The 19,724-nt window shown below is 70.7% G+C and carries 14 protein-coding genes; 13 read left to right on the forward strand and 1 reads right to left on the reverse strand.

All coding sequences use genetic code 11. The annotated features are described in order from the left end of the window. The first annotated feature begins 11 nt into the window (after positions 1–11). From ASF44_RS13100 to ASF44_RS13145, 10 genes are all read left to right on the forward strand, one after another. Positions 12–5,039, forward strand: a complete 5,028-nt coding sequence (locus ASF44_RS13100) for an Hpt domain-containing protein (protein WP_056899678.1) — start codon at positions 12–14, stop codon at positions 5,037–5,039. A 413-nt stretch (positions 5,040–5,452) separates the two neighbouring features. Beyond that, positions 5,453–6,721 (forward strand): ABC transporter substrate-binding protein, encoded by a 1,269-nt coding sequence (locus tag ASF44_RS13105; protein ID WP_056899679.1) that lies wholly within the window; start codon positions 5,453–5,455, stop codon positions 6,719–6,721. A gap of 125 nt (positions 6,722–6,846) precedes the next feature. Further along, a complete protein-coding gene (locus ASF44_RS13110; RefSeq protein ID WP_056899680.1) occupies positions 6,847–7,785 on the forward strand; it encodes a carbohydrate ABC transporter permease in 939 nt (312 codons plus the stop codon). Between the two features lie 10 nt (positions 7,786–7,795). Next, positions 7,796–8,641 (forward strand): carbohydrate ABC transporter permease, encoded by an 846-nt coding sequence (locus tag ASF44_RS13115; RefSeq protein WP_056899681.1) that lies wholly within the window; start codon positions 7,796–7,798, stop codon positions 8,639–8,641. Positions 8,642–8,647: 6 nt separating this feature from the next. Then, entirely contained in the window at positions 8,648–10,297 is a 1,650-nt protein-coding gene (locus ASF44_RS13120) for an alpha-glucosidase family protein (protein WP_056899682.1), read from the forward strand. A 13-nt stretch (positions 10,298–10,310) separates the two neighbouring features. Beyond that, on the forward strand, positions 10,311–11,501 hold the full coding sequence (locus ASF44_RS13125) for an ABC transporter ATP-binding protein (protein WP_056899683.1): 1,191 nt from the start codon (positions 10,311–10,313) through the stop codon (positions 11,499–11,501). Positions 11,502–11,562: 61 nt separating this feature from the next. Then, positions 11,563–14,019, forward strand: coding sequence for a glycoside hydrolase family 65 protein (locus tag ASF44_RS13130; RefSeq protein WP_082524747.1), 2,457 nt, complete (start codon positions 11,563–11,565; stop codon positions 14,017–14,019). Between the two features lie 20 nt (positions 14,020–14,039). Next, positions 14,040–14,699, forward strand: coding sequence for a beta-phosphoglucomutase (gene pgmB / locus ASF44_RS13135; protein ID WP_056899725.1), 660 nt, complete (start codon positions 14,040–14,042; stop codon positions 14,697–14,699). A 96-nt stretch (positions 14,700–14,795) separates the two neighbouring features. Beyond that, on the forward strand, positions 14,796–16,067 hold the full coding sequence (locus tag ASF44_RS13140) for a carbohydrate porin (protein WP_056899684.1): 1,272 nt from the start codon (positions 14,796–14,798) through the stop codon (positions 16,065–16,067). A 165-nt stretch (positions 16,068–16,232) separates the two neighbouring features. Beyond that, positions 16,233–16,571 (forward strand): PRC-barrel domain-containing protein, encoded by a 339-nt coding sequence (locus tag ASF44_RS13145; protein ID WP_056899685.1) that lies wholly within the window; start codon positions 16,233–16,235, stop codon positions 16,569–16,571. An 11-nt stretch (positions 16,572–16,582) separates the two neighbouring features. Here the strand turns inward: ASF44_RS13145 and ASF44_RS13150 are convergent, their stop codons facing one another. Further along, positions 16,583–18,085 carry a deoxyribodipyrimidine photo-lyase gene (locus ASF44_RS13150; RefSeq protein WP_056899686.1) on the reverse strand — a complete coding sequence of 501 codons (1,503 nt, stop codon included), beginning with the start codon at positions 18,083–18,085 and terminating at the stop codon, positions 16,583–16,585. A gap of 41 nt (positions 18,086–18,126) precedes the next feature. Here ASF44_RS13150 and ASF44_RS13155 point away from each other — a divergent pair, with 41 nt between their 5' ends. The 3 genes from ASF44_RS13155 (at position 18,127) to pyrR (ending at position 19,724) form a co-directional block, all read left to right on the forward strand. After that, the gene (locus ASF44_RS13155; protein WP_056899687.1) at positions 18,127–18,726 is read left to right on the forward strand and encodes a YqgE/AlgH family protein; all 600 of its coding nucleotides are present in this window, start codon (positions 18,127–18,129) and stop codon (positions 18,724–18,726) included. Next, a complete protein-coding gene (gene ruvX / locus ASF44_RS13160; RefSeq protein ID WP_056899688.1) occupies positions 18,723–19,142 on the forward strand; it encodes a Holliday junction resolvase RuvX in 420 nt (139 codons plus the stop codon). The genes ASF44_RS13155 and ruvX overlap by 4 nt, the downstream gene beginning before the upstream one ends. Positions 19,143–19,226: 84 nt before the next feature. Then, positions 19,227–19,724 carry a bifunctional pyr operon transcriptional regulator/uracil phosphoribosyltransferase PyrR gene (pyrR, locus tag ASF44_RS13165; RefSeq protein WP_056899689.1) on the forward strand — a complete coding sequence of 166 codons (498 nt, stop codon included), beginning with the start codon at positions 19,227–19,229 and terminating at the stop codon, positions 19,722–19,724.

Consider the following 19,724-nt stretch of genomic DNA (forward strand, 5'->3'; position numbering starts at 1 on the left):
ACCGAACCGACGTGAACGACACCACCGCCCAGCCGGCCACGCCTGCGCACGCCCCCGACCATCCCCACGACCTGGGGCCCGTGGCCTGGGTGCTCGAAGAGCTGCGCCGCACGCTGGATGCCGCCGCGAAATGCCTGCAGCGCTACCGCCGCGAGGCCGACGCCGCCGGCGGTGGGTTCCACGTGCCGGGCCTGCAGCACCTGCTCCAGGCCGGTCAGCTGCTGCACCAGTGCGCCGGCGCGCTGCACCTGGTGGAACAACCTGCCTGCGCGGCGCTGGCGGGCGCCATGGAAGCCGCCATCCAGCGCTTCGCCGAACAGCGCCAGCCCTGCACCGACGAGGCCGTCGCGCAGATCGAACAGGCGGGCCTGGCCATCACCGAATACCTGCAGGCCCTGCTGGCGGGCAAGCCCGTGGCGCCGGTCGAACTGTTCCCGCAATACCGCGAGGTGCAGGCGCTGGCCGGCGCCGGGCGCAGCCGCCCGGTCGACCTGTGGACGGCACCGCCATTGGCGCAGGCCGTGCCGCTGCCGGCCGATGCCCAGGCGCTGCACCACGACCCCTCCCTGCGCGGCCGCTTCGACCAGGCCGTGCTCAAGGTCGTGAAGACCGCCGACCCGGCCGCCGCGCAGGCGCTGCACGACCTCGCCCTGGGCCTGGCCGCCGGCAGCGCCGTGCCAGCGCAGCGCAGCTTCTGGCAGCTGGCGGGGGGCTACTTCCAGGCCCTGGCGCTGGGCCTGGTGCCGGCCGACCTGTACACCAAGCGCATCGCCTCGGGCGTGCTCACGCAATACGCCGCGCTGGCGCGCGGCGAGGCCGAGCCGGCCGCCGGGCTGGTGCACGAGCTGCTGTTCTACTGCGCCAGCGCGGTGCCGCCCGCGGATGCGGCCGGTGCCGCAACGCTGGCCGCCGTGCGTGCCGCCCATGGGCTGGACGCCAGCGGCGCGGCCGACTATGCGCAGCGCCGCTTCGGCCGCTTCCATCCGGTCCAGCTGGCGCAGGCGCGCAAGCGCATCGCCACCGCCAGCGAGACCTGGGCGGCCGTGGCCGGCGGCGATGCCCACCAGCTGCGCGCCGCGCACGAGCAGCTGCTGCCGCTGGCCGACGCGCTGGCCCGGCTGCACGACGACAGCGCCGTGCTCGCCCAGGCGCTGCTGCAGGCTGTCGAGGCCGCCTGGCGCGTGGGCGGCACGCCGCCCGTGCCGCCCTCGGCCGCGCTGTCGCTCGAGGTGGCCACGGCCCTGCTCTACCTGGACACGGCCTACGCCGACCTGGACCGCAGCGGCGCCGACCTGCGCGCGCGCTCGGCCCTGCTGGCCGAGCGGCTCGTGCGCGTGCAGCAGGGGCAGGCGCCCGAGCCCATGGAAGGCTGGATGGAGGCGCTCTACCACGGTGTCAGCGAGCGCCAGACCATGGGCAGCGTGGTGGCCGAACTGGGCCGCACGCTGGCGGAGATCGAGCAGGCGCTGGACCAGTTCTTCCGCGCGCCGCGCGAAAAGGGCGTGCTCGGCAAGGTCGTCGCCCAGCTCACGCAGATGCGCGGCGTGCTCTCCGTGCTGGACCTGCAGCAGGCCGCCCATGCCGTGCTGCGCATGCGCGAGACCGTGGACGGCTACATGGCCGACCAGGTGGACGACACCGCCGCGCTCAACACGAGCTTCGAGCGCCTGGGCAGCAGCCTGGGCGCGCTCGGCTTCCTGGTCGGCATGCTGGGCTACCAGCGCCACCTGGCGCAGCAGCTGTTCGTCTACGACGAGGCCCAGGGCCTGTTTCGCCTGCGCGCGGGCCATGCCGCGGACGGCGCCGGGCCCGGACATGGGCCTGAACCAGCACCCGCACCGGAGCGCGCGGCCGCCCCCGAACCCGAACCCGAACCCGAGCCCGTCCCGGAGCCCGGGCCGCCGGCCGCCGCCGCCGCCGCCGCCGAGGCCGAGGCCGAGGTCGAGGAAGATGCGCAGGCCGACCTGCTGCAGATCTTCCTCGACGAGGCACAGGCCGTCGTCCAGGACGGCCAGGCCGCCGTGCAGGCGCTGCGCGAGGCGCCCGAAGCGCATGCGCCGCTGGCGCAGCTGCGGCGCGCCTTCCACACGCTCAAGGGCAGTGCCCACATGGTGCAGCAGCACGACTTCGGCGAGGCCGCCTGGGCCTTCGAGGCGCCGCTGAACGCCTGGCTGGACACGCACCGCCCCGCCGACGCCGGCTTGCTGCAAGCCACGCAGCAGGCGCTGCAGGCCATGGCCGGCTGGATCGCCGACATCGCGGCCGGCCGCGACGCCGCGGACCGGCTGCCGGCGCTGCAGTTGGCGGCCCAGGCACTGCATGCGCCACCGCCGAACGGCAGCCCGCTGCCCGCGCAAGGCGAAGACGCACCGCCCGGTCACGACGACGACCACTTCCGCGAGATCGGCCCGCTGCGCATCGCGCTGCCGCTCTACAACGCCTTCCTCAACGACGCCGACGAGTGGTCGCGCCAGCTGCAGGCCGAGCTCGGCGAATGGGCCTTGCAGCAACCCATGCCGCCCGCGGCCGGCAGCCAGGCGCTGGCGCAGTCGCTGGCCGACAGCGCGGCCGGCGTGGGCTTCGACGCACTGGCCCGGTTGGCCGACCTGCTCGTCCAGGTGCTGGCAGGCGAGCCGCCGCGGTCCACGCAGCCCGTGCTCGACGCCGCCGAGGAAATCCGGCGCCTGCTGCACCAGTTCGCGGCCGGCTTCCTCAAGCCCGCGCGCGACAGCGTCGTGCAGGCGCTCAAGGCCCTGCTGCAGACCGCGCCGGACGGCGCCGCCTTCGAGGACGAGATCGACAGCCAGGACGCCATCGACGCCGACCTGTTCCCCGTGTTCGAGGACGAGGCCGCCGAACTGCTGCCGCAGCTCTCGGCGGCGTTGCGCCAGTGGCAGATCACGCAAGCCACGCAGGCCGCGCCCGCCGACGCTGCCGCGCGCCAGGCCGTGCTGCGCGTGCTGCACACCCTCAAGGGCAGCGCGCGGCTGGCCGGCGCGCTGCGGCTGGGCGCGCTCGCGCACCGGCTCGAAAGCGCGGCCGAGCAGATGCCCGACAACGCCGCGCCGCCGCAGATCGAGACGCTGCTGGCCCATGCCGACCGGCTGCAGCACGCCTTCGACCAGCTGCGTGCGCAGGTGCACGGTCTGGCCGCGCTGCCCGAGGAGGCCGTGGTGCTGCAGGCGCCCCGCCCCGTGTCCGGCCAGTCGGTGCGTGTGCGCGCGCAGCTGCTGGACCAGCTCGTCAGCGGCGCCGGCGAGGTGCTGATCACACGTGCGCGCATGGAGGCCCGGCTGGGCGAACTGGGCGGCGCGCTCGACGCGTTCGACGGCCGGGTCGAGCAGTTGCGCCAGCAGCTGCGCGAGCTGGAGACGCAGACCGAATCGCAGATCCAGGCCAGGCTGGCGCAGCCCGGCGCCAGCCTGGACACCTTCGACCCGCTGGAGTTCGACCGCTTCACGCGCACGCAGGAACTGGCGCGCGGCATGGCCGAGTCATTGGCCGGGCTGGCCGCCGCGCAGCGCCAGCTGCAGCGCGGCCTGCAGGGCACGCAGGACGACCTGGCCACCCAGGCCCGGCAGGCGCGTGCGCTGCAGCGCGAACTGCTGCGCACGCGGATGGTGCCGTTCGAGGCCATCGCCGAACGGCTGTACGGCACCGTGCGCCAGAGCGCCAAGGAGGCGGGCCGCACCGTGCGGCTGGACCTCGCAGGCGGCGGCATCGAACTGGACCGTGGCGTGCTCGACCGGCTGGCACCGGTGTTCGAGCACCTGCTGCGCAACGCCGTCACGCACGGCATCGAGGACCCCGCACAGCGCAGCGCGGCGGGCAAGCCGGCCGCGGGCGCCATCACCGTCACCGTGGCGCACGAGGCCAACGACATCGCGTTCGCCATCGCCGACGACGGCCGGGGCCTGGACCTGCCGCGCATCCAGGCCCGTGCCGCCGCGCTCGGCCTGCTGACGGCCGAGGCGGCGCTCACGCCCGACGAAGCCGCGGCGCTGGTGTTCCTGCCGGGCTTCACGACGGCCACCGCGGTCACGCCCATGGCCGGGCGCGGCATCGGCATGGACGTGGTGCGCACCGAGGTCCACGCGCTGGGTGGCCGCATCGAGACCGTGAGCCAGCCCGGCGCAGGCACGCAGTTCAGGCTGGTGCTGCCGCTGACCACGGCGGCCACCCAGGTGGTGCTGGTGCGCGTGGGCCAGCAGACCTTCGGCATTCCGACGCACCTGGTCGAGTCCGTGCGCCGCCTGGCGCCCGCCGAACTCGCACAGTGCTATGCGAGCGAACAGCTCGTCGAGGGTGGCGAGCCGCTGGCCTTCTACTGGGCCGGCGCGCTGCTGCAGTGCGCCATCGCGCAACCGGCCGCGCGCGAACGGCCGGCCAGCGTGCTGCTGCTGCACAGCGCACAGCAGCGCCTGGCCCTGCATGTGGACGAGGTGCTCGGCCACCAGGAGGTGGTGGTCAAGAACCTGGGGCCGCAGCTGGCGCGCCTGCCCGGCCTGTCCGGCATGTCGGTGCTGGCCTCGGGCGCCGTGCTGCTGCTCTACAACCCGGTGGCGCTGGCCGCCGTCTATGGCGTGATGGCGCGCCAGGCCCAGCACGAGCACGCGCTGCGCAACGGCGACGGCAGCCCCGCAGCAGACCCGACGGTCGCGCCCGCGCCGCTGGTGCTGGTGGTGGACGACTCCGTCACCGTGCGCCTGGCGACGCAGCGCCTGCTGCAGCGCGCGGGCTACCGCGTGGCGCTGGCCGCCGATGGCCTGCAGGCGCTGGCGCAACTGCAGGCCGAGCGGCCGGTGCTGGTGGTGACCGACATCGAGATGCCGCAGATGGACGGCCATGCGCTGACCCAGGCCATCCGCGCCGATGCCGCCCTGGCCGGCCTGCCCGTGGTCGTGATCAGCTCGCGCACGGCCGGCAGGCACCGCGACCATGCGCTGGCACTCGGCGTGGACCACTACCTGGGCAAGCCCTATGCCGAAGAGGAACTGCTGAGCCTCGTGCGGCGCCACGCCGCTGCCGCGACACCCTGAGTACGGGTGCGCGGCGGCGTCAGCCGTACGCCACGCATCGCGCCGCCTGCCTCTGCAGCAGTTCGCATCCTGGACCGCGCACGCGGGCGCTTGACGCAGCCGTTGCACCGCGGCCAGCACGGTCTTGCGCATGCCGCGCGCCATGTCGCTGAAGGCCCATGGGCCTGCCTTCGTCCAGGCGGCATGGACCAGCGCCGGCACCCACAGGCGACGCACGGATTGCACGCAAACAACAGCAAAGACCATCGCATGAGCCAATGGATGCAATGACTGCATGCATTCATGCCCATACCTGATAACACAGCGGTTACCAGGGAAAACGATTGCATTCCATCGTTTTGCTTTGAACACAATTTAACGATCCGCCGGAGAGACCGACGAACGCACACAAAACCACACGAGGGGAACCATCCGTGAAAGCCATCAGAACGACCTGCCTTGCCGCCGCCACCCTGGGCCTCGCCTGGTCGGCAGCCCAGGCCGGCGTGACCGTCACCGTGTCCTGCGGCACGGTCGGGCAGGACTTAGAGTTCTGCAAGAAAGCCACCGACGAGTGGAGCAAGAAGACCGGCAACACGGTCAAGCACCTGACCATTCCGCAGTCCACCTCGGACATCCTGGGCCTGTTTCGCCAGATGTTCGCGGCCAAGTCCAGCGACGTGGACGTGGTCTCCGTCGACGTGGTCTGGCCCAGCTCCATCAAGGCGCACCTGCTCGATCTCGGCCCCTACGCCAAGGGCGCCGAGAAGAACCACTTCCCGGCCATCGTGGCGAACAACACCGTCGATGGGCAGTTGCTTGCCATGCCCTGGTTCACCGACGCAGGCGTCCTGTACTACCGCAAGGATCTGCTCGAGAAATACGGCGAGAAGCCGCCCACCACCTGGGACGAACTCACCGCGACGGCCAGGAAGGTCATGGACGGCGAGCGCAAGTCAGGCAACGCCGACATGCAGGGTTACGTGTTCCAGGGCAAGGCCTACGAAGGCCTGACCTGCAATGCGCTGGAATGGGTGGCCAGCTACGGCGGCGGCTCCATCGTCGATGCCAAGGGCGACATCACCATCAACAACCCGCAGGCTGCCAAGGCGCTCACCACGGCCGCCGGCTGGATCGGCACCATCGCGCCCACCGGCGTGCTGAACTACGGCGAGGAAGACGCGCGCGGCGTGTTCCAGAAAGGCAACTCGGTCTTCATGCGCAACTGGCCCTACGCCTGGTCGCTGAGCCAGGGCGCCGACAGCCCGGTCAAGGGCAAGGTCGGCGTGGTCAACCTGCCCAAGGGCGGCGATGGCAAGCCGGCGGCCACGCTGGGCGGCTGGCAGCTGTCGGTCGTCAAGTACTCCAAGAACCCGGCCGTGGCGGCCGATCTGGTCATGTACCTGACCAGCCCCGAAGTGCAGAAGGACCGCGCGATCAAGGGCTCGTACAACCCCACCATCCCCGCGCTCTACAAGGACGCCGACGTGATCGCGGCCAACCCCTTCTTCGGCACGCTGTACGAGACCTTCGTCACCGCCGTGCCGCGCCCGGCCACCGCCACGGGGGCGAAGTACAACGAGGTTTCAGCCGCGTTCTGGAACGCATCGCACAGCGTGCTTTCCGGCAACGCCAAGGCCGACGACGCGCTGGCCAAGCTCGACGGCCGCATCAAGACCATCCGCCGCGGCCCCAAGTGGTGAGCCCGGCCTGAGCGCGGCGGCGGTCGCCCGCCGCCGCAACCCACCACCCCAAGCGTTCCCTGCAAGCCGGCCATGGCCGGCGGGCGGAGCGCGCGCACCCGTCTTCTTTTCCAGCAGGACATCCCATGAGCAGCCCGACTTCCGCGCTGACACGCGAGCGCACACGCAGCGCCTGGATCTTTCTCGCACCCACGGTCACCGTGCTGCTGCTGGTGGCGGGCTGGCCCCTGGGCCGCACGATCTGGTTCAGCTTCACCGACGCCAGCCTGGACACCATCGGCAGCGCCAGTTACCAGTGGGTCGGCTTCGCCAACTACTTCGGCGAGTACGGCGTCTTCAACTTCGGCGCGGCCGAGGGCTTCTGGCGCACCGACTGGGGCAAGGCGATCCTCAACACCTTCAAGTTCGCCACCGTCTCGGTGGTGCTGGAGACGGTGCTGGGCGTGGTCTTCGCGCTGGTGCTCAACGCCAACTTCAAGGGCCGCGCTTTCGTGCGTGCGGCGGTGCTGGTGCCCTGGGCGATCCCCACCATCGTCTCGGCCAAGATGTGGGCCTGGATCATGCACGACCAGTTCGGCGTGCTGAACGCCATGCTCAAGACCTGGGGCGTGATCGACAGCAACATCGCATGGACGGCCGACCCGGCCTACGCGCTGTGGTCCGTGGTGCTGGTGGACGTGTGGAAGACCACGCCCTTCATGACGCTGCTGACGCTGGCCGCGCTGCAGATGCTGCCGCGCGACTGCTACGAGGCCGCCCATGTGGATGGCATCCACCCGGTCAAGGTCTTCTTCAAGGTCACGCTGCCGCTGATCTGGCCGGCGCTGATGGTGGCCGTCATCTTCCGCCTGCTCGATGCACTGCGCGTGTTCGACATCATCTACGTGATGACGTCCAACAGCGTGGACACGATCAGCATGTCTGGCTTCGTGCGCCGCGAGATCGTGGACAACAACTACGTGGGCTACGGGTCGGCCGCCTCCACCGTGCTGTTCCTGATCATCGGCGCCTGCACGCTGCTGTACCTCAAGCTCTCGCGCGTCGACCTCGGCGGCAAGAAGTGAGGAGCGCGCGATGAACCTCTCCACCCAACGCCTGCTGGGCAGCATCGGCCTGTACGCGCTGGTCGCCGTGATCTGCCTGTTCTGCCTGTTCCCGTTCTACTTTGCGATCGTCACCTCGCTCAAGCAGGGCACCGAGCTGTTCAGCACCTCGCTGTGGCCCGACGCGCCCACGCTGAAGAACTACATCAGCCTGTTCACCGTGCCCGAGCAGCCGTTCGGCCGGCACCTGTTCAATTCGGTCGCCGTGTCCTGCCTGGTGGTGGTGGCCTCGCTGCTGCTCGGCGTCACGGCGGCCTACGCGCTGGGCCGCATCCAGTTCAAGGGCCGCGGCCTGCTGCTGCTGACGGTGCTGGCGGTGTCCATGTTCCCGCAGGTGGCCGTGCTGTCCGGCATGTTCGAGCTGATGCAGGCCATCGGTTTCTACAACCACTGGTGGGGCCTGACGCTGCCCTACATGATCTTCACGCTGCCGTTCACGGTCTGGGTGCTGACCACCTTCGTGCGCGACCTGCCCAAGGAACTCGAGGAGGCCGCCATCATGGACGGCTGCACCCCCTGGGGCGTCATCACCAAGGTGTTCCTGCCGGTCATGTGGCCGGCGCTGGTGACCACCGGGCTGCTGGCCTTCATCGCGGCCTGGAACGAGTTCATGTTCGCGCTGACCTTCGTGCTGTCCAACGCCGACCGCACGGTGCCGGTGTCGATCTCGCTGATCAGCGGCGCCGACAAGTACGAGATCCCCTGGGGCAAGATCATGGCCGCCTCGGTGCTGGTCACGCTGCCGCTGATTGCGCTCGTGCTCGTCTTCCAGCGCAAGATCGTCGGCGGGCTGACCTCTGGCGCGGTGAAGGGCTGACGCGCCATGACCGCAACTTCCAACCACGACTGGTGGCGCGGCGGCGTGATCTACCAGGTCTACCCGCGCAGCTTTGCCGACAGCAACGGCGACGGCATCGGCGATCTTCCCGGCATCACGGCCCGGCTCGAGCACATCGCCCGCCTGGGCGCCGATGCGGTCTGGCTGTCGCCCTTCTTCACGAGCCCGCAGAAGGACTTCGGCTACGACGTGAGCGACTACCGCGGCGTCGACCCGATGTTCGGCCAGCTTGCCGACTTCGACGCCCTGGTGGCGCGCGCGCATGCGCTGGGCCTGAAGGTCATGATCGACCAGGTGCTCTCGCACACCTCGGACCAGCACGCCTGGTTCGGCGAGAGCCGCGCCAGCCGCGACAACCCCAAGGCCGACTGGTACGTGTGGGCCGATGCGAAGCACGACGGCACGCCACCCAACAACTGGCTCAGCGTGTTCGGCGGCAGCGCCTGGCAGTGGGACACGCGGCGCTGCCAGTACTACCTGCACAACTTTCTGGCCAGCCAGCCCGACCTGAACGTGCTGAACCCGGCGGTGCAGGACGCGCTGCTCGGCGAGATGCGCTTCTGGCTCGACCGCGGCGTGGACGGCTACCGGCTGGACGCCATCAACTTCTGCTGCCACGACGCACAGCTGCGCGACAACCCCGGCCGCGGCGCGCCCGCGCACGTGGACCCCACGGCACCGGCCGCCAACCCGTATTCGTGGCAGGTCCATGAATTCGACAAGAGCCGGCCCGAGGCCCTGGCCTTCCTGCGCCGCCTGCGCGCGCTGGTGGACGCATACCCCGGCACCGCCATGGTCGGCGAGATCGGCGACGAGCGCGGCCTGGCGCTGATGGCCGCCTACACCGGCGGTGGCGACAAGCTGCACATGGCCTACTGCTTCGACCTGCTGGGCCCGCAGTACGACGCCGGCTACCTGCATGCGTTGCTGGCCCAGTCGCTGGACACACTGGGCGACGGCTGGCCCTGCTGGGCCATCTCCAACCACGACAGCGTGCGCGTGGCCACGCGCTGGGGCGGTGCACGGCCCGATCCGGCGCTGCTGCGCCAGGCCGCCGCGCTGCTGCTGACGCTGCGCGGCAGCGCCTGCCTCTACCAGGGCGAGGAACTCGGCCTGCCCGAGGCCGACATCGCCTTCGACGACCTGCAGGACCCCTACGGCATCGCCATGTGGCCCGAGTTCAAGGGCCGCGACGGCTGCCGCACGCCCATGGCCTGGCAGGCCGATGCGCCCGACCTGGGCTTCGGCAGCGGCGCCGCACGGCCCTGGCTGCCGCTGGCCGCCGGACACCGTGCGCTGGCCGCCGACCGCCAGTGGGCCGACGACGGCGCGCTGCTGCACCACTACCGCCGCCTGCTGCAGTGGCGCCGTGCGCAACCGGCGCTGCGCCAGGGTTCGATGGCCTTGCTGCCGCGCCAGGGCCAGGTGCTGGCCTTCGAACGCGCGCACGCCGGCCAGCGCCTGCTGTGCGTGTTCAACCTCGGTGCGCAGAGTGCCCGCTTCGCCTTGCCCGGCGAAGGCTGGACGCCGGACGCCGGTGCGCCTGCGCAGCCGCCCGGCCTGCGCAGCGGGCAGGGCGCGCTGCTGCTGCCGCCGCACGGCACCGCCTTCCTCACCTTGCCCTCCCAGACCTGACAGGAGAAGAACCATGTCCGCCATCAGCTTCCGCGGCGTCCACAAACGCTACGACGGCGCCAGCGCCGACACCATCCGCAACGTCGACCTGGAGATCAAGGACGGCGAGTTCGTGGTCTTCGTCGGCCCCTCGGGCTGCGGCAAGTCCACCCTGCTGCGCATGGTGGCCGGGCTGGAAGACATCTCCAGCGGCGAGCTGGCCATCAAGGGCCGGCGCGTGAACGAGACACCGCCCTCGCGCCGCGGCGTGGCCATGGTGTTCCAGAGCTATGCGCTCTACCCGCACATGACGGTCTACGAGAACATGGCCTTCGGCCTCCGGCAGCTGCGCACCGACAGCACCACCGTGGACCAGCGCGTGCGCAAGGCCTCCCGGATCCTGCAGCTCGACCCGCTGCTGCAGCGCCTGCCCAAGGAGCTCTCGGGCGGCCAGCGCCAGCGCGTGGCCATCGGCCGGGCCATCGTGCGCGAGCCCGACGTGTTCCTGTTCGACGAACCGCTGTCCAACCTGGACGCCTCGCTGCGCGTGCAGACCCGGCTGGAGATCGCCAAGCTGCACAAGGACATCGGCACGGCCAGCATGATCTACGTGACGCACGACCAGGTCGAGGCCATGACGCTGGCCGACAAGATCGTGCTGCTCAATGCCGGCGAGGCGGTGCAGCGCGATGGCAGCGTGGCCCAGTTCGGCGCGCCGCTGGCGCTCTACCACCACCCGGTCAACAAGTTCGTGGCCGGCTTCATCGGCAGCCCGAAGATGAACTTCGTGGCCGCGAAACTGCGCAGCGCCGGCCCTGGCCACGCCGTGGCCACGGTCGGCCCGGTCGCCTGCCAGGTCGATGTCGATGCCACACGGCTGAAGGCCGACAGCGATGTCACGCTGGGCGTGCGGCCCGAGCATGTGCAGGTTGCCGAGAAGGAAGGCGGCGCCAACGTGGTGACCGGCCTGGTCGCCTTCCTCGAGCAACTGGGCGAGGCCAGCTACGTCTATGTGCGCCTGGCTGGCGGCGAACTCGTCACGGTGCGCCAGAACGGCCATTGCGCGCGCGACATCGGCAGCCCCATCGCACTGCATTTCCCGGCGCGGCACTGCCACCTGTTCGATGGCGACGACGTGGCGCTGCACCGCACCGTCGATCCGCTGATGCTGAAAGACCGGCCCGTCGTCGCCGGCGTATCGATCTCGCGCACCGCCGCGCACTGAGCCTCCACACACCGCCGTCCGTCCTGCCGCGGCGCCGCGCGCCGCTTTTCGATTCCGCTCCATGACCCGCATTTCTTCCGCTGCGCTCGGCGTGGCACCCTGGTGCCTGCACGAAACCCGGTTCGACCCCGATCGCGCCGGCCTGCACGAAACCCTGTTCTGCCTGGGCAACGGCCGCATCGGCCTGCGCGGCGCGCACGAGGAGGGCAGCGCCTGGCCGGGCACCGACCAGGACGCGACCTACCTCAACGGCTTCCACGACGTGGCCGACATCGCCTACGCCGAGAACGCCTACGGTCTGGCCCGGCTGCACCAGTTCATCGTCGCCGTGCCCAACGGCAAGGCCGTGGCATGGCAGATCGACGGCGAACCGTTCGACCCCGCCAGCGGCCAGATCGAGGACTACGCCCGCGAACTCGACCTGCGCAACGGACTGCTGACGCGCCGCTTCGTCTGGGTCTCTCCACGCGGACGGCGCGTGGCCGTGCACAGCACCCGGCTCGTCAGCCTGGAGCGCGACGCGGTCTGCGCGCTGCGCTATGAACTCCAGGTGCTCGACGGCCCGGCCCACATCGCCATCGAGTCCTTCATCGATGCCCGGGCCCACGACATGGAGGCCAGCGACGATCCGCGCGCCGGGTCCGCCCACGCCGCCAAGTCGCTGGTCGAGGTCTCGGCCGAGCGGCACGGTCCGCAGGTGCTGCTGGTGCACCGCACCAAGCGCAGCGCGATGCAGGTGGCCAGCGCGCTGCACAGCCTGGCCTGGCATGCCGGCCAGGGGCCCATCGCCGCGCAGGACGCCGGCACCGCCGCCTGCCTGGGCCACCGCTTCGAGGCCGAGCTGCGGCAGCACGAAACCTTGCGGCTGGACAAGGTCTTCGGCCTCATGGGCTCGCACCACGCGCCGGCCGAAGACCTGCCGGCCTTGCTGGGCCGCGCCGTCGAGCAGGCGGTGGAGGCCGGCTTCGAGCAGCTGTGCGCGGAGCAGGCGGCCTACCTCGCACGCTACTGGCAGGACGCCGATGTCGTGATCGAGGGCGACGATGCGCTGCAGCAGGGCATGCGCTTCAACCAGCTGCACCTGCTGCAGTCGGTCGGCCGCGACGGCCGCACCAACATCGCCGCCAAGGGCGTCACCGGGAGCGGCTACGACGGCCACTACTTCTGGGACACCGAGATCTACGTGCTGCCCATGCTGCTGCACACGCAGCCGCAGATCGCGCGCCGGCTGCTCGAGTTCCGCTACCACACGCTGGACGCGGCGCGCGCGCGGGCACGCGAGATGGCCCACGCGCAAGGGGCGCTGTTCCCCTGGCGCACCATCGACGGGCCCGAGTGCTCCTCGTACTTCCCGGCCGGCACGGCGCAGTACCACATCAATGCCGACATCGCGTTCGCGGTCAAGCGCTACTGGGACGTGACCGGCGACGACGCCTTCATGCTGGACCACGGCGCCGAACTGGTGTTCGAGACCGCGCGCATCTGGATGGGCCTGGGCCACTACCAGCAAGGCCGCTTCGAGGACGGCAGCACGCGCCGCTACTGCATCCACACCGTGACCGGCCCGGACGAATACACGGCGCTGGTGGACAACAACTTCTACACCAACGCGATGGCCCAGATGCACCTGGGCTTCGCCGCCGAACTGGTGCAGTGGCTCGCGCAGCAGCATGCCGGCCAGTTGCTGAAGCTGCAGCTGCGCATCGGCCTGGACCTGCGCGAGGCCGAGACCTGGCAGGAGGCCGCGCGCCACATGTACCTGCCCTACGACGAGCGGCTCGGCGTGCACCCGCAGGACGACGGCTTCCTGGCCAAGCCGCGTTGGCCCTTCGACGGCGGCAACGACGCCCCCAAGCGCCCGCTGCTGCTGCACTACCACCCGCTGGTGATCTACCGCCACCAGATCTGCAAGCAGGCCGACGTGCTGCTGGCCCTGCTGCTGCTGGGCGAGCAGTTCCGCCAGGACGACAAGCGGCGCGACTTCGACTACTACGAGGCCATCACCACGCACGACTCCTCGCTGTCGCGCTGCATCTTCGGAATCATCGCCTCGGAGGTCGGCTACGCCGGGAAGGCCTACGCCTACTTTGCCGAGGGCGTGCGCACCGACCTGGACGACCACCACCGCAACACCCGCCACGGCGTGCACACCGCGGCCATGGCCGGCGCCTGGCTGGGCGTGGTGGCGGGCTTCGCCGGCCTGCGCATGCGCCGGCGCATGCCCACCTTCTGGCCCACGCTGCCGGCCGGCTGGCGCCGCTACAGCTTCAAGTTGCGGGTGGCCGGCGCACAGCTGGAGCTCGACATCGACGCCGAGCGCTGCACCTACCGGCTGCTCGCCGGCGACTGGCTGGCATTCCGGCATGGCGGGCAGACCGTGGTGCTGGGCGGGGAGCAGCGCGAGACCACGCTGGCGCTGCCGACTCCGGCCGCAGCGTCCGCCGAACCGCCCGCCGCCGCGACCGCCCCATCCGCACTGGCCGCCCCGTCCGCCGCTGCGCACGCCGCCTTCCCGTGACCCAACCGCCCGCCCCCACCGTGACCCGCTCCCGCCATTTCTCGCACGCCTTCATCTTCGACCTGGACGGTGTGCTCACCGACACCGCCCGCCAGCACCTGGCCGCCTGGGGCGCGCTCGCGCGGATGCTGCAGCTGCCATTCGACGCGGCCATGGAGGAGCAACTGCGCGGCCTGTCGCGCATGGACTCGCTGGAACACGTGCTGGGCCCGGCCGCCGGCCGCTTCAGCGCGGAACGCAAGCAGGCGCTGGCCGAGCACAAGAACGCCGCCTATGTCGACGCCATCGCCGGGCTGACGCCCGCCGACCTGCTGCCGGGCGCCCTGGCCGCGCTGCAGGCCGTGCGTGCGGGTGGCTGGGGCCTGGCGCTCGCGTCGGCCAGCCGCAATGCGCCCACGGTGCTCGCCCGGCTGGGCGTCGCTCCTCTGTTCGACCACGTCGTCGACCCGGCCAGCGTCGCGCACGGCAAGCCGGCGCCGGACATCTTCCTGGCGGCGGCGCAGGCATTGAACGTCGCGCCCGCGCACTGCGTGGGCATTGAGGACGCCGCTGCCGGCATCCAGGCCATCCGTGGCGCCGGGATGTTCGCCGTGGGCATCGGCAGCCCGCAGGTGCTGCGCGGCGCCGACCTGGTGCTGCCCGACCTGCTCGGCCTGCAGCCCGGCCTGTACCTGCGCTGAAGCCCCCCGCGGGCCACAGCCCATCGATTTCCAGGCCTGCCGGCCCTGGCGCGCAAGCCGGCACTTTCCACCACGAAGACCCCAGAGGAGAACCACATGACAACCCACCACCCGACCCGGCTCGCCGCCGCCATCGCCGCGCTGCTGCTGGGCAGCCAGCCGGTGCTGGCGCAGGACCAGGCCGCCGACCCCACCCGCGATTTCGTCAAGAAGGTCAGCGATGCCACCGGCCTGGAGTTCTGGGGCTACGCCCGCAGCGGCTTCTACAGCGGCAACAAGGACCAGGGCCGCCTGCGCGGCAATTACTCGCTGGGCGGCGATCTTCAGAAGTACCGCCTGGGCAACGAGGGCGACCACTACATCGAGTTCGGCATCGGCAAGCGCTTCGACCTGGGCGACGGCGGGAAGTGGGGCGTGTTCTACCAGCCCAAGATCTACAACGGCGACACCGGCACGGCCCAGGCCTACGCCACGATGACCGGCATCTTCGGCAACAGCGCCACGCTGTGGGCCGGCCAGCGCTTCCACCGCATCCAGGACGTGCACATCGTCGACAACTGGGTGATGGAAGACGGCGACAACTACGGCGCCGGCGTGGACGACATCCCGCTCTTCGGCGTGGGCACGCTGAACGTGGCGCTGTACAACTCCGACTCTTTCGACAACAAGGCCGGCAACCCGAACAACGCGCACCGCCTGAACCTGCAATGGCGCAAGATCCCGACCAACCCCGGGGGCTCGATCACCGTGACCGGCGCGCTGGTCAACGGCGACTTCGCGCGGGGCAGCGACGGCGGCGCGCTGGGCATCGTGCACAACCAGAAGGACTTCCTGGTCAAGGGCCTGAACAATTCGCTGATGCTGCAGGCCTCCAACGGCCATGCGGACATCCGCGGCAAGTTCTACGGCCTGGACGATGCGGCCGGCACCCCCAGCGCCGGCGCCCGGCAGCGCCGCATCCTGGACACGGTCGACTTCCAGATCGGCAAGCTCGGCGGCCAGGCCCTGATCGGCTACCAGACCCTCAAACCCGACCAGGGCCTGGAGCAGAAGGACTTCAGCCTCGGCGGCCGCCTGACCTACGGCATCGCCCCGCGCACCAAGCTGATCGGCGAAGTGGCCACCACCAGCCGCAAGATGGACGGCGGCGAGACCCAACGCCTGAACAAGGGCACCATGGCCGTGGCGTTCTCGCCCAACACCGACTTCTGGACCCGTCCGGAATTCCGCGTGTACTACACCCACGCCAACTGGAACTCGGCCGCAGCCGCTGCCCACTCGGATCCCGCCAACGGCCCCGCCTACGGCATCAACGACAAGCGCAGCAACAACACCTTCGGCGTGCAGATGGAAGTCTGGTGGGAGTGAGCCACGGGCACAGGCGTGCCGCCGCGGGCATGGGCGGCGGTGCCCGTGCCGCCTGCGCCGCCCAGCCTACGGGCGGCGGGCGCACGCGCTGACAGCGCGGCCGGGGCAGGCATGCGACAAAGCGGGCATGGGGCCGCCGGCCCCGCAACCGACAAGGAGATCGCGATGTCCAGTCCCACCATCACTTCCGACAAGGTCGAAGGCACGACCGTCTACGACGCCAAGGGCGGCAAGCTCGGCAGCATCGACAACCTCGTCATCGACAAGCGCTCGGGCCTGGTGCGCTACGCCGCGCTGGAGTTCGGCGGCTTCCTGGGCATCGGCACCGACCGCTACCCCATCCCCTGGCCCATGCTGCACTACGACACGGCGCTGGACGGCTACGTGGTGCCGCTGGATGCCGAACGCCTGGACAACGCGCCGCGCTACGAACGCGAGACGCAACCCGATTACAGCGACGACTACGGCCGCCGCGTGTACGAGCACTACGGCGTGACGTGGTGATCCGCGGGTGATCAGCGCCGCTTGGCCGTCGTCTTCTTGCCGGCCAGCGGCTTCTTGACCACCGCATAGCGCGCCAGCGTGCGTTCGCGCGCCTCGGCGTGGTCGACCACGGGGTGCGGGTAGTCGCGCCCCAGCTCGATGCCGGCTGCCGCCAGTTCGATGGCGCTGGCCTTCCACGGCGCATGCAGCAAGGGCGGCGGCAGGTTGGCCAACTGCGGCAGGTAGCGGCGGATGAACTTCCCTTCCGCATCGAACCGTTCGCTCTGCGTCACCGGATTGAAGATGCGGAAGTACGGCTGCGCATCGCAGCCCGTGGACGCCGCCCATTGCCAGCCACCGTTGTTGGCCGACATGTCGAAGTCGTTGAGCTTCTCGGCGAAATAGGCCTCGCCCCAGCGCCAGTCCAGGCCCAGGTGCTTGGTCAGAAAGCTGGCCGTGACCATGCGCAGCCGGTTGTGCATGTAGCCGCTCTGGTTGATCTGCGCCATGGCCGCGTCCACCAGCGGGTAGCCCGTGCGGCCCTCGCACCAGGCGGCGAACAGCGCGTCGGCATGCTTGCCGCGCTCCCACTTCACCGCGTCGTACTCCGGCTTGAAGGCCGACTCCGCGGCATGCGGGAAATGCGCCAGGATCTGCATGTAGAAATCGCGCCAGATCAGCTCGGACAGCCACACCGCCGGCCCCTGCATGCCCTGCGCGGTCAGCTGCTGCGCACTCGACGCGAGCTGGCGGATCGACACCGTGCCGAAGCGCAGGTGCACGCCCAGGTAGCTCGGCCCCTTGACGGCCGGGTAGTCGCGCGCCAGGTGGTACTGGTCCATGCGGTCGAAGAACTCCTCGAACAGCTGCTGGCCGCCGCTGGCGCCCAGCGGGATCTTGAGTTCGGCCAGGTTGGTCGGCTCGAAGCCGATGTCGGCCAGGCTGGGCACCGGCCGGCGGTCGCCTTCGGGCCGGGGCGCCAACGCCTCGGCATGGCGCGCCACCGGGTAGGACGACAGGTAGAACGCGTCCACCTTCTTGAGCCAGGCCGCCTTGTAGGGCGTGAACACGCTGTAGGGCGTGCCGGCCTGCGTCAACACCTCGCCGCGCTCGAAGATCGCCTGGTCCTTGCTGGTCAGCAGCGCCGCCCCCATGCCGGCCAGGGCGCCGCGCACCTGGGCGTCGCGCGCCATGGCCGGGGGCTCGTCGTCGTGGTTGGCGAACACGGCCTGGGCATGCAGCGCGTGCGCGAGTTCCGGAATCTCCTGGCGGGCCGAGCCCAGGCGCCAGATCAGCCCGCCGTGGCCGCCGTGGGGCGCCAGCCGGCACAGCGCGGCGTCGAGCTCGTCCAGCGCCGCCAGGATGAATTCCACGCGCCGGTCGGCACGGGGTAGCGCGTCCAGGATGTCCGTGTCGAGGATGAACACACAGTGCAGCTGGCGGCAGGCGCGCAGCGCGTGGTAGAGGGCGGCGTTGTCGAAAGCGCGCAAGTCGCGCCGAAACCACATCAAGCCGGTGTCGTACTTCTTTTCCATGCGGGAGATCCGGAACGGGGCCGTCGCTAAAATCGCGGCTTATGAGCTCAGATTCTGCGCCGATGAACCTCACGCATCATTTCCTGATTGCGATGCCGGGTTTGGAGGACGAAAACTTCGCGCGCAGTGTGGTCTATCTGTGCGAGCACAGTGCCCGTGGCGCGCTGGGCCTGGTCATCAACAAGCCCAGCGACATCAACCTCAAGAACCTGTTCGACAAGGTCGACCTGCCGCTGCGGCGCGACGACCTGTCCGACAGCCCCGTGTTCCAGGGCGGCCCGGTGCAGACCGAGCGTGGCTTCGTGCTGCACGAGGCCGTCATGGCGGCGCCGCCGCACGACAGCGAGAGCATCTACGCCTCGACCATGACCATCCCGGGCGGGCTGGAGATGACCACGTCCAAGGATGTGCTGGAAGCCCTGTCCACCGGCGCCGGCCCCAAGAAGGTGCTGGTTTCGCTGGGCTACTCGGCCTGGGGCGAGGGCCAGCTCGAATCCGAACTGGCCGAGAACAGCTGGCTGACCGTGGAAGCCGACGCGGCGGTGATCTTCGACACGCCGATCGAGCAGCGCTACGACCGCGCCCTGCTGCTGCTGGGCCTGCAGTCGTGGATGCTGTCGCCGGATGCGGGGCACGCGTGAGCCCATCCCAGGCCGCCGACGCCGTTCCCGCGCACTTCCAATCCTTTCTGGCCTTCGACTACGGCACCAAGCGCACCGGCGTGGCCGTGGGCAACCGCCTGACACGCACTGCCACGCCGCAGAGCACGATCCGCGCCGAGGGCGATGCCCGCTTCGCCCAGGTCGACGCCCGCGTGCGCGAATGGCAACCCGACGCGCTGGTTGTCGGCGTGCCCTTCCACCCCGACGGCGCCGCGCACGAGAACACCGCCCGCGCCCAGCGCTTCGCGCGCCAGCTGCGCGGGCGCTGCAAGCTGCCCGTCTACGAGGTGGACGAGCGCTACTCCACCACCGAGGCGCACAGCCTGGGCGCGCGCGACGCCGATGCGGCCGCCGCCTGCATCATCCTGGAACAGTTCCTGAGAAACCTGCCATGACACGACCCCCACGCTCATCGCTTCGCGTATCGCTGCCCCCCGAGGGGGCGCGTCAGTGCCTTCGGGCGGCCGGGCGCCACTGACATGAGTACCCTGACCCTCGACGCCGAGGCCCTGTACGCCGAGCTGCTGCGCGGCGTGCGGCCGCTGTGCACCCAAGGCACCCAGCTGGTGGGCATCGCCTCCGGCGGCGCCTGGCTGGCCGAACGCCTGCAGGCCGACCTGCAGCGCGCCGGCAAGCCCGGCGTGATCTCCTCGTCCATGCACCGCGACGACTACGGCCAGCGCGGCATGGTGGCCGGCGCCAGCGCCACGGCGCTGGCCTTCGACGTGACCGGCGCGCACATCGTGCTGCTGGACGACGTGCTCTACACCGGCCGCACCATCCGCGCCGCGCTCAACGAACTGTTCGACTACGGCCGCCCGGCCAGCGTGCGCCTGGCGGTGCTGGTGGACCGTGGCGCGCGCGAGCTGCCGGTCCAGGCCGACTTCGCCGCCGCGCGCGTGGCGCTGCCGGCCGGCCAGTCGCTGGCGCTGGCCCGCAGCGACGCCGGCGCCTTCAGCTTCGAAATCGAGGGGTGA

The sequence above is a fragment of the Pseudorhodoferax sp. Leaf274 genome (assembly GCF_001422445.1).
Classification (GTDB): domain Bacteria; phylum Pseudomonadota; class Gammaproteobacteria; order Burkholderiales; family Burkholderiaceae_C; genus Pseudorhodoferax.

What these genes read in the sequence shown, in the direction of transcription:
- ASF44_RS13110 (WP_056899680.1), top strand. Translation starts at nt 6,847, where the DNA reads ATGAGCAGCCCGACTTCCGCGCTGACACGCGAGCGCACACGCAGCGCC.
- ASF44_RS13115 (WP_056899681.1), top strand. Translation starts at nt 7,796, where the DNA reads ATGAACCTCTCCACCCAACGCCTGCTGGGCAGCATCGGCCTGTACGCG.
- ASF44_RS13120 (WP_056899682.1), top strand. Translation starts at nt 8,648, where the DNA reads ATGACCGCAACTTCCAACCACGACTGGTGGCGCGGCGGCGTGATCTAC.
- ASF44_RS13125 (WP_056899683.1), top strand. Translation starts at nt 10,311, where the DNA reads ATGTCCGCCATCAGCTTCCGCGGCGTCCACAAACGCTACGACGGCGCC.
- ASF44_RS13130 (WP_082524747.1), top strand. Translation starts at nt 11,563, where the DNA reads ATGACCCGCATTTCTTCCGCTGCGCTCGGCGTGGCACCCTGGTGCCTG.
- ASF44_RS13140 (WP_056899684.1), top strand. Translation starts at nt 14,796, where the DNA reads ATGACAACCCACCACCCGACCCGGCTCGCCGCCGCCATCGCCGCGCTG.
- ASF44_RS13145 (WP_056899685.1), top strand. Translation starts at nt 16,233, where the DNA reads ATGTCCAGTCCCACCATCACTTCCGACAAGGTCGAAGGCACGACCGTC.
- ASF44_RS13150 (WP_056899686.1), bottom strand. Translation starts at nt 18,085, where the DNA reads ATGGAAAAGAAGTACGACACCGGCTTGATGTGGTTTCGGCGCGACTTG.
- ASF44_RS13155 (WP_056899687.1), top strand. Translation starts at nt 18,127, where the DNA reads ATGAGCTCAGATTCTGCGCCGATGAACCTCACGCATCATTTCCTGATT.
- pyrR (WP_056899689.1), top strand. Translation starts at nt 19,227, where the DNA reads ATGAGTACCCTGACCCTCGACGCCGAGGCCCTGTACGCCGAGCTGCTG.